The sequence below is a fragment of the Pseudomonas sp. genome, from assembly GCF_030147005.1.
Lineage (GTDB): Bacteria > Pseudomonadota > Gammaproteobacteria > Pseudomonadales > Pseudomonadaceae > Aquipseudomonas.
This window is the reverse complement of the sequence record NZ_JASLAW010000112.1, coordinates 1-12,523: the sequence shown is the minus strand read 5'-3', so window position 1 is coordinate 12,523 and position 12,523 is coordinate 1. Positions and strand designations below refer to the sequence as shown.

The window sequence follows — 12,523 nt, the reverse complement described above, 5'->3', positions numbered from 1 at the left end:
GCCACGACTCAGTACCCGAATTTCTTGACGACCATAGAGCATTGGAACCACCTGATCCCATCCCGAACTCAGCAGTGAAACGATGCATCGCCGATGGTAGTGTGGGGTTTCCCCATGTGAGAGTAGGTCATCGTCAAGATTAAATTCCAGAACCCCTGTTTGCTTGCGCAAACAGGGGTTTTGTTTTGGGCGGTCGAAAAGTGCCACGACGCTCATTGCGGCGCTCTTCAGTGCTAAAGTCCACGCCTAGATTCTTGCTTTCCAAGGAAACCGTTATGCCGGGTGCGACGCCCCTCAGCGCTGGATTCATGGTGGTTCACGGCAACCGCCTGGACGAGTTGCGCAGCCTGGTAGTCAGTTGGATGCGTCGTTATCCCCTCGCGCCTTTGGAAAATGAAATCGCTCTGGTCCAAAGCAACGGCATCGCCCAATGGCTCAAGCTTGCCCTGGCTGAGGATCCGCAAGAGGACGATATGGGAGGCTGCGGGATTGCAGCAGCTATCGATGTGCAATTGCCCGGCAGCTTCATGTGGCAGCTCTATCGCATGGTATTGGGCCGCGACGCAATCCCCCCTAAGTCTTTGCTTGATAAGGCCCCGCTGACTTGGCGACTCATGCGTCTGCTACCGGAGCTTATCGACCAACCACACTTCGAGCCGCTGCAACGTTTCCTGACCCACGACACCGACCTGCGAAAACGCTACCAGCTCGCCGAGCGCCTGGCCGACTTGTTCGACCAATATCAGGTGTATCGCGCCGACTGGCTGGAAGACTGGGCGGCAGGACGCCATCAGTTACGCAACGGGCGCGGCGAATCCAAACCCCTTAACGCCGCCAACTGTTGGCAGGCAGAGTTATGGCGCGCATTGCTGCTCGACGTAGGCGTGCAGGGCATGGCCGAGAGCCGTGCTGGCGTTCACCAGCGCTTTATCGAACGCATCAACACACTTGAGCAAGCGCCTCCTGGCTTACCTTCTCGAGTGATCGTTTTTGGCATTTCATCCCTGCCCGCCCAAGCGCTCGAAGCACTGGCGGGCCTGGCCCGTTTCAGCCAAGTACTGCTGTGCGTGCACAACCCTTGCCGCCATCATTGGTCGGACATCGTGGCCGACAAGGACCTGCTGCGTAACGAATACAAGCGCCAAGCGCGCAAAGCCGGCATGCCCGTCACCATTGATCCACAGACTTTGCATCAGCACGCTCATCCGTTGCTCGCCGCCTGGGGCAAGCAGGGCCGTGACTACATCAGCCTGTTGGACAGTTATGACGACCCCAACAGCTACCGCGCGGCCTTCCGTGATGGTCGTATCGACCTGTTCAGCGACAGCGAACCCACCACGCTGCTCAACCAACTCCAGGACGATATCCTCGAGCTGCGGCCACTCGATGAGACCCGTGAGCTGTGGCCTGCGGTCAACCTCAAAAGCGACTCATCCGTTCGCTTTCACATTGCCCACAGCGCCCAACGCGAAGTGGAGATTCTCCACGACCAATTGCTTCAACGCTTCAGCGCAGACCCTTTATTGCGCCCTCGGGACATCATCGTCATGGTCCCCGATGTCGACAGCTACGCACCGCACATTCGCGCGGTTTTCGGCCAGTTGGAACGAAATGACCCACGCTTCATTCCTTTCACCCTGACAGACCAGGGCCAACGCGGCCGTGACCCGCTGTTGATCGCGGTTGAGCACCTACTCAAGCTCCCCGACAGCCGATTCCCTGTCAGCGAGATTCTCGACCTGTTGGATGTTCCTGCTCTGCGCGAACGTTTCGCCATCAATGAGCGCGACCTGCCGACACTGCATCGCTGGATTGAAGGCGCGGGCATCCGCTGGGGGCTCAACGCCGAGCAGCGTGCCGGCCTGGGGCTGCCCAATGATCTGGAGCAGAACAGCTGGCGATTCGGCCTGCGGCGGATGCTGCTGGGTTACGCCGTCGGCACCGGTGTCGCGTGCGATGGCATCGAGCCCTACGACGAGATCGGTGGGCTTGATGCGGCGCTGATTGGGCCACTGGTCGCCCTGCTCGACGCTCTTAACGACGCGCATCAAGCGCTCTCGCAACCCGCACCTCCCCAAGCGTGGGGCGAGCGTCTGCAACGCTTGATGCAGCTATTTTTCCTGCCCAGCAGTGAGCACGACGACTACTTGCTAGGCCAGCTCGAACAATTAAGAGAGACCTGGCTGGAAACCTGCGAATCCGTCGGTCTGCAGGATGAATTACCGCTCACTGTGGTCCGCGAGGCGTGGCTGGCGGGGCTTGACCAAGGGCGCCTGTCCCAGCGCTTCCTCGCCGGGGCGGTCAATTTTTGCACCCTGATGCCCATGCGCGCGATCCCGTTCAAGCTGGTCTGCCTGCTCGGCATGAACGACGGCGACTACCCGCGTGCCCAGCCCCCGTTGGACTTTGACCTGATGGGCAGCGATTACCGACCAGGCGATCGTTCCCGCCGTGAAGACGATCGCTACCTGCTGCTGGAAGCCCTGCTGTCCGCGCGCGACCAGCTCTATATCAGTTGGGTCGGCCGTAGCATCCGTGACAACAGCGATCGCCCGGCCTCAGTGCTGATCGGCCAACTGCGCGACCATCTTGCCAGTGGCTGGCATAACGCTCAAAGCGACGAACCCCTGATCGATGCAATGACTCAGGAACACCCGCTCCAACCGTTCAGTGCCCGCTACTTCCATGAAGGCGACCCGCTGTTCAGTTACGCCCGCGAATGGCAGTTGCTACACGAAGCCCCAGTCGCGATGGCGCATGACCACGCCTTGCCACCGCACCATCAGGAAGAGCCTCTGAGTCTTGGCCAGTTGCAGGATTTTCTGCGCAATCCGGTAAAACACTTCTTCAGCCAACGTCTGAAAGTGTTCTTCGAAGCCGCCGAAGTACCGCTGGCCGACGAAGAACCCTTCGTCCTCGACGCACTGCAACGCTACAACCTCAGCGACAGCCTGCTAAGCGCGGCACTGACGCGGCCCGACCAGCCCGATCAAGCCCTCACCGCCCAAGCCTTGCGCCTGCAAGGCAGTGGCCTGCTGCCTATGGTCGGTTTCGGCGAATGCCTGCGCAACGAGCTGATCGAACCGTTGCCGGACCTGCTGCAGCGCTACCAACAACTCCTGGCGCTCTGGCCAACCCCGCATACCGGCGCTGAACCGATCAGTTTTGAGTATCAAGGCATTCAACTCGAAGGCTGGATCAGCGGCCTGCATCGACGCAGTGATGGCGGATTGTTAAGCGTTACCACCATCCCTAACAGCATCGGCTCGATCAAGACACGCAAATGGCACCGTCTGATTCGCCCCTGGGTCAATCATGTGGTCGCGTGTGCATGTGGCGTGCCGCTGAGTACCGGCCTGGTGGCAAGTGACGACACCTTGCTACTGGCCCCGCTGGACACATCCACCGCTCAGAACGTCCTTGCTGACCTGCTGCTCGCCTGGCACACCGGCATGAGCAAACCGCTGCCCGTCGCGGTAAAAACCGCCATTGCCTGGCTCGGCCAGACCGATCCGGCCAAAGCCCAAGCCGCTGCCAGCAAAGCCTACGAAGGGGACGGCATCACTACCGACGGTGAACGCCGCGAAACGCCCGCGCTCACCCGTCAGTTTCCCGACTACGCCACGCTGGTCGCCAGCGAAGAATTCGAAGGCTGGTGTGAAACCTTGTATCGCCCCCTGATCAATGCCCCGTGGCGCTCACTGTCCAGCGAGGAGGCCGGCGTATGAGCAACAAGCCCTTGGCCTTAGCCTTCCCGCTCAAAGGCAGCCAGCTGATTGAAGCCAGCGCCGGCACCGGCAAAACCTTCACGATTTCAGCCCTGTACCTGCGCCTGGTTCTCGGCAACGGTGGCGAGAAGTCCGGCTTCGGTCGCGAACTGCTGCCGCCGCAAATCCTGGTAGTGACCTTCACCGACGCCGCCACCAAGGAGCTGCGTGAACGTATCCGCATTCGCCTGGCGGAGGCCGCGCGGTTCTTCCGTGGCGAAATCGAGCAGCCCGACGCCTTGATCGCCGACCTGCGTCACCAATACCCCGAGGAACAGTGGCCCGCCTGCGCCAATCGGCTGGACATCGCTGCGCAATGGATGGACGAAGCGGCTGTTTCGACGATCCACAGCTGGTGCCAGCGCATGCTGCGCGAACACGCCTTCGACAGCGGCAGTCTGTTTACCCAGACCCTGGAAACCGACCACAGCGACCTGCTCGGTGAAGTGCTGCGCGACTACTGGCGACTGTTTTGCTACCCGATGCACGACGACGCGCTCAACTGGGTGCGCAACAACTGGGGCGGCCCGGCCGCCTTGATGCCACGGGTGCGTGCGTTGTTCGGCAGTGAGCGGCCGGCCGAGGACAGTCGCGAGCCGACCGAAATCATCACCGCCTGCCTGCAAGAGCGTCGCGAGGCGTTGACCAACATCAAAGCACCCTGGCAGCAATGGGCCGCCGAGCTGCGTGATCTGTGCCTGCAAGCCGTCGCCGCCAAAACGGTCGATGGGCGCAAAATGCAGGCGCGTTACTTCGAGCCCTGGTTTGAAAAAATCAGTGCCTGGGCCGCCGACGAAACCTTGGAACAATTGGATATCGGCACCGGGTTTACCCGGCTGACCCCCGATGGCATGGCCGAAGCCTGGAAAGGCGAGCCACCACGGCATCCCGGCATCGATGCCATGGCCGGTCTCAAAGCGGCCCTCGACGCACTCCCAACCCCGGACGCCGCCGTGTTGCAACACGCCGCCGCCTGGGTGGGCAAGCGCTTCGAAGAAGAGAAGCGGCGCCGCGCTGAAATGGGCTTCGACGACATGCTGATCCGCCTCAACGCCGCGCTCCAGGCCGACGGCGGCGAGCGCCTCGCCAGTGTGATCCGTGAGCAATTCCCGGTGGCCTTGATCGATGAATTCCAGGACACCGATCCGGTGCAATACAGCATCTTCGACAGCATTTACCGCATCGAAGAAAACCACCTGGACAGCGGCCTGTTCCTGATCGGCGACCCCAAACAGGCGATCTACGCCTTCCGGGGAGCCGATATCTACACTTACCTGCGCGCCCGGCAATCCACCACCGGCCGCCATCACACCTTGGGCACCAACTTCCGCTCCAGCCACGCGATAGTCGAGGCGGTGAACCATGTGTTCCAGCGTGCGGAAACAGGCCGGGGCGCCTTCCTGTTTCGCGAGGCCGATGGCCATAACCCGGTGCCGTTTCACCCGGTGCTGTCCCAAGGTCGCAAAGAACAGCTGCAAGTCGACGGCCAAGCGCTACCGGCGATGAACCTTTGGCACTTGGCCACCGACCAGCCGATTGCCAATGGGGTCTATCGCCAACAACTGGCGGCCGCGTGCGCCACCCAAATTGTCGAATTGCTCAATGGCGGGCAGCAGGGCACCGCTGGCTTTGTAAGAGACGACACGTTCAAAGGCGTGCTGCCGTCAGACATCGCCATCCTCGTGCGAGATGGCAAGGAAGCCCACGCCGTGCGCGCTGAGCTGGCGGCGCGGGGCGTGCGCAGTGTGTACCTGTCGGATAAAGACTCGGTCTTCGCCGCCCAGGAAGCCCACGACCTGCTGGCCTGGCTCAAAGCCTGCGCCGAGCCGGACGTCGAACGCCCGCTGCGCGCGGCCCTGGCCTGTGTCACCTTGAACCTGTCACTGGCGGAGTTGGAGCGTCTGAACCAGGACGAACTGGCGTGGGAAAGCCGCGTCATGCAGTTCCGTGGCTACCGCTCGATCTGGCGCACCCAAGGCGTGCTGCCGATGCTGCGTCGGCTGCTGCATGACTTCAAGCTGCCGCAAATCCTGATCGCCCGTAGCGATGGCGAGCGCGTGCTGACCAACCTGTTGCACCTCAGTGAGCTGCTGCAACAGGCCGCGTCCGAACTGGACGGCGAACAGGCGTTGATTCGCCATCTTGCTGAGCATCTGGCGTTGTCTGGCCAGGCCGGTGAAGAACAGATCCTGCGCCTGGAAAGCGATGAGCAACTGGTCAAAGTGGTGACTATCCACAAATCCAAGGGGCTGGAATACGATCTGGTGTTCCTGCCCTTCATCTGTTCGGCCAAACCGGTGGACGGCACTCGCTTGCCGCTGCATTACCACGACGAGCAGGGCAGATCCCACGTCAGTCTGCGGCCTACCGCCGCGTTGATCGCCCAGGCCGACGATGAGCGCCTGGCCGAAGACCTGCGCTTGCTGTATGTCGCCCTGACCCGCGCCAAACATGCCTGCTGGCTGGGCATCGCCGACCTCAAGCGCGGCAACAGTAACAGCTCCGTGCTGCACCTGTCGGCGTTGGGCTATCTGCTTGGCGCCGGTGCCTCGTTGGGCGAGTCCGCCGGCCTGGCGCGCTGGTTGATGGATGTGAAGCAGGGGTGCCCGGCAATCAGCTATGCCCACGTGCCGCAAGCGCAAGGCATCGTATTCCATCCGCCGCGCAACGAAGCCACGTTGCTGGCCCCGCTGCTGCCCAAACGCAAAGCGGCGGAGAACTGGTGGATTGCCTCCTACAGCGCCTTGCGCATTGGCGACAGCATGAGCGCCGCGAATCTTGAAGCGCCTGAAAGCCCTCAAGCTCAGAAGCTGTTCGATGACGAACGCCTTGATCCCGACGCACCGCGGGAAGTGGCGGCGTCCGGCGGCGATATTCATCGATTCCCACGCGGCCCGAATCCAGGGACCTTCCTTCATGGCTTGTTGGAATGGGCCGGTGAAGAAGGTTTCAATGTGAGCCCCGAGGCCATTGAAAAAGCCGTTGGCGCCCGTTGCAACCGCCGCAATTGGGAAGGCTGGATCGTCACGCTCAGCGCTTGGCTTGGCCACCTGTTGCAAGTGCCGCTGCCCCTGTACGACGACCGGGTCAGCTTCAGCGCGCTGCAGCAATACCAGATCGAAATGGAGTTCTGGTTCGCCAGCCACAAGGTCGACGTGCTCGCCCTCGACAAACTGGTGTGCCAGTACACCCACAACGGTGTCTCCCGCGTGGCGGCCGAACCGGTATTGCTCAACGGCATGTTCAAAGGCTTTATCGACCTGACCTTCGAGCACGATGGCCGTTATTACGTGGCTGACTACAAATCCAACTGGCTCGGCCCTGACGATTCGGCCTACACCTTGGAAGCCATGGAACAGTCGATCCTCGAGCACCGGTATGACCTGCAATACGTGCTTTACCTGCTGGCCCTGCACCGCCAACTCAAGGCGCGCCTGCCCGATTACGACTACGAGCGCCACATTGGCGGCGCTCTGTACCTGTTCCTTCGCGGTACACAGGCGGCGAGCCAGGGCGCGTACTTCACCCGGCCACCGCGTGAGTTGATCGAAGGGCTGGATCTGTTGTTCCAAGGCAAGCCTATTCCACCCAAACCCGAGCCCGCCTGGGAACAAGGAGTGCTGCTATGAGCCTGTCGCCGTTACTGCTGGAGGAACTGACGCCGCTCAGCCGTGCCGCCGACCTGGTGCAACTGCTGGAGCGCTGGGTCGATCGTGGCTGGCTGCGTGCCCTGGACAAAGCGTTCGTCGGCTTCCTGCATGAGCTTGACCCCCAGGCTGATCCCTTGGTGCTACTGGCGGCGGCATTGACCAGCCACCAACTGGGTCACGGCCATGTGTGCCTCGACCTGTTCGAAACCCTCAAGGCGCCGGACTTTGCCTTGTCACTGCCGCCCGAAGGCGATCTGCAAACCGGCGCGATGCTGTTGCCGTCGCAATTGCTCGAGGGTTTGGACGGCGCTCACTGGTGTGATGCCCTGGCTTCCAGCCGTTTGGTCGCGCTGGCCATTGATGGCAGTGAGCCGGCCCAAAGCCGCCCGTTGGTTCTGTCCGGAAAACGCCTGTATCTGCGCCGTTATTGGGCTTATGAACGGCGCATCGACAGCGCCCTGCGCCTGCGGCTGGCCAGCCACGAAAGCGTCGCCGCCGATTTGCCGCAGCGCTTGAACGGTTTGTTCGATCAACCCGCGCCCGATGGCGTGATCGACTGGCAAAAACTGGCCTGTGCCCTGGCCACCCGTGGCGCATTCAGCATCGTGACTGGCGGCCCGGGCACCGGCAAGACCACCACCGTGGTACGCCTGCTCGCGCTGTTGCAGGCGCCTGCCGTGGAAAGCGGCAATCCGTTGCGCATCCGCCTGGCCGCGCCCACCGGTAAAGCCGCCGCGCGTCTCACCGAGTCCATCAGCCAGCAAGTGCTGTCGCTGAAAGTCCCCGACAATGTGCGCGAAAAAATCCCGACCCAGGTCACCACGGTTCACCGCTTGTTGGGCAGCCGCCCTGGCACTCGACACTTTCGTCATCACGTCGGCAACCCACTGCCACTGGATGTGCTGGTGGTGGACGAAGCTTCGATGATCGATTTGGAAATGATGGCCAACCTGCTCGACGCCTTGCCATCCCACGCTCGCTTGGTGCTGCTGGGTGACAAGGACCAGCTCGCGTCGGTAGAGGCGGGCGCCGTGCTGGGCGATTTGTGCCGCGATGCCGAGGCCGGTTGGTACAGCCCGGCCACTCGCCAATGGCTGCAAGCGGTCAGCGCTGAAGACCTGGGCAACAGCGGCTTGCAGGAAGACCTCGACGGCAGTCATCCCCTGGCCCAGCAGGTGGTGATGCTGCGCTACTCGCGTCGTTTCGGCGAGGGCAGCGGCATCGGCCAACTGGCGCGCTGGGTGAATCAGCAGAACCCTGAACAAGCGCGCAAGCTGCTGGCCGCACGTACTCATGACGACCTGTTTTGTCTCAGCCTCAAGGGCGAGCATGATCACGCGCTTGAGCGCCTGGTGCTGGACGGACAGGGCGAAGGAGCCCAGGGCTATCGCTATTACCTGAACTTGCTGCGGTCGGCGCGCCCTGCACCGGATACTCCGCGTGACGACGACGCCTGGACCCACTGGGCGCAACAACTGCTGCAGGCCTTCGACGCGTTCCAACTGCTCTGCGCCGTGCGCAAAGGCCCTTGGGGCGTCGAAGGGTTGAACCTGCGCATTACCGCCGCCTTGCGCAAGGTACGGCTGATCGAGGGCGACGAGCAGTGGTATGAAGGTCGCCCGGTGTTGATGACCCGTAACGACTATGGTCTGGGCTTGATGAACGGTGATATCGGCATCGCTTTGAAACTGCCCGAAAGCGACGGTGGCCCTCAGGTGCTGCGCGTGGCCTTCCCGCGAAATGACGGCCAGGGTGGCGTGCGCTTCGTGCTGCCCAGCCGGCTCAACGACGTGGAAACGGTCTATGCCATGACCGTGCACAAATCCCAGGGCTCGGAGTTCACCCACACCGCGTTGATCCTGCCGGACGCGTTGAACCCGGTACTCACCAAAGAACTTATCTACACCGGTATCACGCGTGCCAAGCGCTGGTTCAGCCTGATCGAGCCGCGTGCCGGGGTATTTGAAGAGGCCGTACGGCGCAGGGTCAAACGCTTGAGCGGGCTGATGCTGGAGTTGGACGCCACGGCCGATAAAACTGACTGATCGGTCATGTAATATTTCTGATCCAGGTGCCTGATTTTTCTGAAAAAATACTCAGCCCGCGAAGCCCTGCTTCGTGGGGTTTTTCGTTGCTGTGCTATCGTTGCGGCATCACCTTGAAACTTCTTGAGAGAATAGCTGCATGAACGTGGCCGTCTCGCCCACAGAGCGTAGTTGGAGCTGGAGACGCCTGTTGCAGGTGGCAGTGCTGTGCCTGCTCGCTCCGCAGGCGTGGGCGCAAACGTCCAGCCTGGCTGAGCAGCGCGCCCAGGCGGTCACCCAAGTCGTGCTCGGTATCCTCAGTTATGCCCGTTGGCCGGTGGAGCCTGCGCAACTGCGCTTGTGCATCGTCGGGCCCACCCAATACACCGACGATTTGATCAAAGGCACCACCCAGGCTACCGGGCGTCCGGTGGCAGTGCGACGCCTGCTGGCGAGCAATCCCGATATCGTCAGTGCCTGCGACGCCGTTTACATCGGCAAACTCAGCGCTGACGAACGCACCGCGTTGTTTGCCTCGTTGATCGGCCACCCGGTGCTCAGCATCAGCGAAGGCGGCGACCACTGCACCGTGGGGAGCCTGTTCTGCCTGCGGGTGAGTGATGCGCAAGTGTCGTTTGAGGTGAACCTGGATTCCGTGGCCCGCAGCGGCGTACGCATTCACCCCAGCGTGCTGCAACTGTCGCGCCGTCGAGCGCCGGCGCCATGAAGCCGGTTAAAACGCGACCGACCCTGGGTTCGGTCATCGGCAGAGGGCACATGATCCTGGCCCTGGTGGCAGTGACCTTGGCCAGCGTGTCCCTGACCCTGCTCGGCGTGTTGGCGCTGAGGGTGTACGCCGAACATAACCTGCATTTGATCGCACGCTCGATCAATTACACCGTGGAAGCGGCCGTGGTGTTCGACGACAGCGCCGCCGCCACGGAAGCGCTGAGCCTGATCGCGTCGACCGAAGAGGTGGCCCAGGCCGAAGTCTTCGACGCCAGTGGCAAACCCCTGGCGCAATGGGTGCGGCCGAACACCGGCATGTTGTCACGGATTGAACTCGAACTGGCGCATGCCTTGCTTGAGCAACCCATCAGCCAGCCGATCATGCATCAAGGGCAAACGGTCGGCAGCATCCACTTGACCGGTCATGGCGGCAGCCTGTTGCGCTTCTTGCTCAGCGGCTTGGCGGGCATTGTGATCTGCACGGCGCTCAGCGCCTGGGTAGCCCTGCACCTGGCGCGGCGCCTGTTGAAAGGTATTACCGAGCCGCTGCAAAGCCTCGCCGCCGTGGCCCACGCCGCCCGCAGCGAGCGTGACTTCGACCGCCGCGTCCCTCCGGCGCGAATCGCCGAACTCGACAGCCTGGGCAGCGACTTCAACGCCCTGCTGGGCGAGATGGAAGCCTGGCAGAGCCACCTGCAAAGCGAAAACGAAACCCTTGCCCACCAAGCCAGCCACGACAGCCTCACCGGCCTGCCTAACCGTGCGGTCTTCGAGGCCCGGTTGATTCGAGCCTTGCGCAGCGCCGCCAAGGCCAATGAGCGGGTGGCGGTGCTGTTTCTCGACAGCGATCGTTTCAAAGACATCAACGACAACTTCGGCCACGCAGCCGGCGACGCTGTATTGGTGGCCGTTGCCGACCGCGTGCGCGCACAACTGCGCGAAGATGACCTGGTGGCCCGCCTGGGCGGCGATGAATTCGCCATCCTGCTCGCGCCGTTGCAAAAAACCGAAGATGCGCAACGCATCGCCGACAAGATCATTGCCAGCATGGACCAGCCGATCCCGCTGCCCGGCAACACCCAGGTGTCGACCTCCCTCAGCATCGGCATCGCCCTTTATCCCGATCATGGCGCCACTCCCGGCACCTTGCTCAATGCCGCCGACGCGGCGATGTACCAGGCCAAGCGGCTGTCCCTGGGCAGCCAGCAAACGGCGGAGTCGGAGCGCCCCGTCGTCAACGTCCAGCACAGGAGCTAACCCCTTGTTCTCTAACCCACGCGTTCTATTCATCACCTTACTTCTCGCTTGCCTGGCCCTCGGCGGCTGCCAGAGCGCACCGCCAAAAGGCCTGAGCCCGGCGCAGGTCGCCGTGCTCAAGCAGCAGGGCTTCGAGCTGACTGACGAAGGTTGGGCCTTTGGCCTGTCTGGCAAAGTGCTGTTTGGCAGCGACGTCGAAACCCTCAACCAGCCCAGCACCGACATCGTCGAACGCATCGGCAAGGCCCTGGTCGGCGCAGGCATCCAACGCGTGCGCGTCGACGGCCACACCGACGCGTCGGGCAAAGAACTCTACAACCAGGCGTTGTCCCTGCGCCGTGCTGAAAGTGTGGGCAAGGTGCTGATCAGCGTTGGCATGAAAGAACAAAACGTCCAACTGCGCGGCCTGGGCAGCAGCGAGCCGGTGGCGGCGAATACAACCACGGCGGGGCGCACCGAGAATCGGCGCGTGTCGATTGTGGTCATCGCGGACTAAGACCTCCCACCCGCCTCAACCTGCAATGCGATGCGATGCGATGCGGTGCAATGCGATGCAATCGATGCAATGCGGTGCAATGCGATGCGATGCGGTGCAATGCGGTGCGGTGCGGTGCGATGCGATGCGATGCGGTGCAATGCGATGCGATGCGGTGCGGTGCAATGCGGTGCAATGCGGTGCGATGCGATGCGATGCGATGTGGGACGGGCATGCCCTTACGCCCCGTCAGTCAAGAAGGAACGCGATACTGTGGCGAGGGAGCTTGCTCCCGCTGGACTGCGTAGCAGTCCCATTTTCTGCGGGCGCTTTGCTACCCAGCGGGAGCAAGCTCCCTCGCCAAAGGTCACAGGTTGCCCGCTCTAGCGCTTGACCGATTGGCTTCAGGGCATGCCCCTCCACGGTTGAATGCGCAGCGCACTCAGTCCGCAAAGCGCATCTCCCGCGATGCAATGCGATGCGATGCAATGTGGGACGGGCATGCCCTTACGCCCCGTCAGTCAAGAAGGAACGCGATACTGTGGCGAGGGAGCTTGCTCCCGCTGGACTGCGTAGCAGTCCCATTTTCTGCGGGCGCTTTGCTACCCAGCGGGAGCAAGC

At 62.3% G+C, this 12,523-nt stretch carries 6 protein-coding genes and 1 rRNA gene; all 7 read left to right on the top strand.

Going from position 1 to position 12,523, the window contains the following annotated elements; translation table 11 throughout:
* Nucleotides 1-23: 23 nt before the first annotated feature.
* The 7 genes from rrf (at nt 24) to Q1V60_RS10290 (ending at nt 11,923) form a co-directional block, all read left to right on the top strand.
* A 5S ribosomal RNA gene (rrf, locus tag Q1V60_RS10320) occupies nt 24-139 on the top strand.
* A 136-nt stretch (nt 140-275) separates the two neighbouring features.
* Nucleotides 276-3,728 carry an exodeoxyribonuclease V subunit gamma gene (recC, locus tag Q1V60_RS10315; protein ID WP_300629974.1) on the top strand — a complete coding sequence of 1,151 codons (3,453 nt, stop codon included), beginning with the start codon at nt 276-278 and terminating at the stop codon, nt 3,726-3,728.
* Nucleotides 3,725-7,396: an exodeoxyribonuclease V subunit beta gene (gene recB, locus Q1V60_RS10310; protein ID WP_300629972.1), complete on the top strand. Its 3,672-nt coding sequence runs from the start codon at nt 3,725-3,727 to the stop codon at nt 7,394-7,396. The genes recC and recB overlap by 4 nt, the downstream gene beginning before the upstream one ends.
* Nucleotides 7,393-9,462, top strand: a complete 2,070-nt coding sequence (gene recD, locus Q1V60_RS10305) for an exodeoxyribonuclease V subunit alpha (RefSeq protein WP_300629970.1) — start codon at nt 7,393-7,395, stop codon at nt 9,460-9,462. Before recB ends, recD begins: the two co-directional genes overlap by 4 nt.
* Before the next feature lie 139 nt (nt 9,463-9,601).
* Nucleotides 9,602-10,168, top strand: coding sequence for a YfiR family protein (locus tag Q1V60_RS10300; RefSeq protein ID WP_300629968.1), 567 nt, complete (start codon nt 9,602-9,604; stop codon nt 10,166-10,168).
* On the top strand, nt 10,165-11,427 hold the full coding sequence (locus tag Q1V60_RS10295; protein ID WP_300629966.1) for a diguanylate cyclase: 1,263 nt from the start codon (nt 10,165-10,167) through the stop codon (nt 11,425-11,427). The genes Q1V60_RS10300 and Q1V60_RS10295 overlap by 4 nt, the downstream gene beginning before the upstream one ends.
* Before the next feature lie 4 nt (nt 11,428-11,431).
* The gene (locus Q1V60_RS10290) at nt 11,432-11,923 is read left to right on the top strand and encodes an OmpA family protein (RefSeq protein WP_300629965.1); all 492 of its coding nucleotides are present in this window, start codon (nt 11,432-11,434) and stop codon (nt 11,921-11,923) included.
* Nucleotides 11,924-12,523: the final 600 nt, after the last annotated feature.